Origin of the sequence: Nocardia stercoris, assembly GCF_003696265.1 — a bacterium.
In the GTDB taxonomy this organism is placed as follows: domain Bacteria; phylum Actinomycetota; class Actinomycetes; order Mycobacteriales; family Mycobacteriaceae; genus Nocardia; species Nocardia stercoris.
In genome coordinates this window covers 1-1,595 of sequence record NZ_RFFH01000048.1, presented here as the reverse complement: position 1 = coordinate 1,595, position 1,595 = coordinate 1, and the positions used below count along the sequence as shown (strand labels likewise).

General features: G+C 66.5%; 2 protein-coding genes. Both read left to right on the top strand.

Annotated elements, in window-relative coordinates; genetic code table 11:
* Positions 1-804: S1 family peptidase (locus tag EBN03_RS33505; protein ID WP_158675817.1), on the top strand; the 804-nt coding region annotated here is incomplete at its 5' end.
* Between the two features lie 105 nt (positions 805-909).
* A partial coding sequence (locus tag EBN03_RS33500; protein ID WP_122192182.1) for a leucine zipper domain-containing protein occupies positions 910-1,595 on the top strand: 686 nt, incomplete at its 3' end.

Here is a 1,595-nt window from a genome sequence, read left to right as displayed (position 1 = left end):
GTGGTCCTGGGATCACTGGGCTCGGCCCAGCCGCCGACGACCCAGCCGCCGGTCACCACAACGAAACCGCCGGTCACCACGACCAAACCGCCGGTGACCACCACGAACCCGCCGGTGACCACGACTAAACCGCCGGTCACCACCACGAAGCAACAGCCGCCGGCCGCCGATGCCATCCTCGGTGGCGATGCCTTCAGCGCCACCGACGCCTCCACCGGCGACGTCCTGAACATTTGCTCGTTCGGTTTCAACGGCGTCGACGGTTCCGGCAACACAGTGAACATCACCGCCGGACACTGTGACCCGCACCACGAAAACGCGGGCAGTGACGACGCCACATGGGTGAGGGAGGGGAATGCCGGCGGCACTTACCTCGGCACCTTCGACAAGACAGTCCTCGATGGCGACGACTACTCGTTGCTCAAGATCGACGCCAGCGTCGCCCGGCGCTTCAAGAACAACTTCGTCGAAGGCTGGGACACCAGGAACGCCCTGCCGATCACCGGCACCGCAGACCCCGTAGTCGGGGCGCCGGTATGCCATTCCGGCCGAACCACCGGCTTCAGCTGCGGCGTCGTCACCGACGTCCACCAGACCATGTCCAACGGTATCGCCACCTTGAACGACGCCATCGCCACGAACCTCTGCGGGCAGCCGGGCGACAGCGGTGGACCCGTCGTAACCGGCACCAAGGCGCTGGGCATCACCAGCACCGGGCACTGCAACAGCACTCGGCAGATGTGGGCGGAGCCGATCAAGTCGGTCCTCGCGGCCAACCCCGGCCTGAAGATCAACACCAACTAGGTGTACTGACCACAGACGTTGGTGACGGCGTGGCGAGGTGACATGACGAAGACCTCCGAGTGAAGTGCGAGCTGTCTAGGAACACACCCACTTCCGGAGGTCTTCGTGTCCCACCGTAACGCCCCGCTGACCGAACTGGGCCGGTTACGGCTCGCCCGGTGCGTCGTCGACGACGGCTGGCCACTACGCAGAGCCGCCGAACGATTCCAAGTCTCGGCGACCACCGCGAAACGATGGTCCGACCGATACCGCACCGCTGGCGCCACCGCGATGAGCGACCGGTCCAGCCGCCCGCGCCACAGTCCGAACCGCACACCCACCCGCACCGAACGCCGCATCATCAAGGTCCGGCTACTGCGCCGGTGGGGACCGGCCCGCATCGCCTACCTGCTCGGACTGCATCCCTCGACCGTGCACCGTGTCCTGGCCCGCTACCGCATGACCCGGCTGCGGTGGCTCGACCGAGCCACCGCAGCACCGGTCCGCCGCTACGAACACTGCGCTCCCGGTGACCTGGTCCACGTCGACATCAAGAAACTCGGCAACATCCCCGACGGCGGCGGCCACCGCGTCCTCGGCCGCCGCGCCGGATCACGCAACCGCACCCGGACACCCGGAAAAGTATTGCGCCGCAACGGCGCCAGCCATGTCGGCAACAGCTACCTCCACAATGCTGTCGACGACCACTCCCGCCTGGCCTACAGCGAGATCCTGCCCGACGAACGCAAGGAAACCGCTGTCGCGTTCTGGCAGCGGGCACGAAAATACTTCGCCGCCAACGGAATCACCGT